The sequence below is a fragment of the Tsukamurella sputi genome, from assembly GCF_007858445.1.
Classification (GTDB): Bacteria; Actinomycetota; Actinomycetes; order Mycobacteriales; family Mycobacteriaceae; genus Tsukamurella; species Tsukamurella sputi.
This window is the reverse complement of the sequence record NZ_VIGV01000113.1, coordinates 1-605: the sequence shown is the minus strand read 5'-3', so window position 1 is coordinate 605 and position 605 is coordinate 1. Positions and strand designations below refer to the sequence as shown.

The window sequence follows — 605 nt, the reverse complement described above, 5'->3', positions numbered from 1 at the left end:
GGACGCTATCGTGCCTTTCGTGGTGTTCGAGATGACTCTCTTGAAACGGTTCGTTTCGTTGAACAATACGGGATCGCCGACCTTGTACGTGGACTCACCCCACGTGACCGCCTTCTCGGGATTGCTGGCCTGAAGGAAGCGGTTGACATTGTTAATGCCATACAGGCCGTCATAATTCAAGCACAGCACGATCTCATCATCGCTATGACGAGTGAACAAATCCTCGCCGAGAGCCATCGAGTAGCCATTCTTAGACAGAGACTCCTCAATGCGGTCGTCGAGGCCACGGACTCGGCTCCACAACGTAAGAAGTGCGTCGTCGTCAGTCCGATATGGTTTGGTGAGCTCGAAAGTGGAATTCTTCGGAATATACGACCGTGCGAGACTGAACCAATTTCCAAACTGGATTGCCTCAATCTGGTAGACGTCGCCAACGAGGACAAGCAGATCGAAAGATGTCTGCTGAAGGACCTTGAGAATGCTCTCGTTGTCGATAGCACTGCATTCGTCGATCACCAACACATCAACCGAGGACTCCTGTACACCACTATTATAGATGTGGCTCGCAATCGTGCTGAACTGGGTGTTCGGAGCGTCGACCCGAC

General features: G+C 52.1%; 1 protein-coding gene. It reads right to left on the bottom strand.

Annotation, left to right across the window (positions count from 1 at the left end):
• The coding region (locus FK268_RS23415) for an AAA family ATPase (RefSeq protein WP_146437842.1) at positions 1-605 on the bottom strand (605 nt) is incomplete at both ends.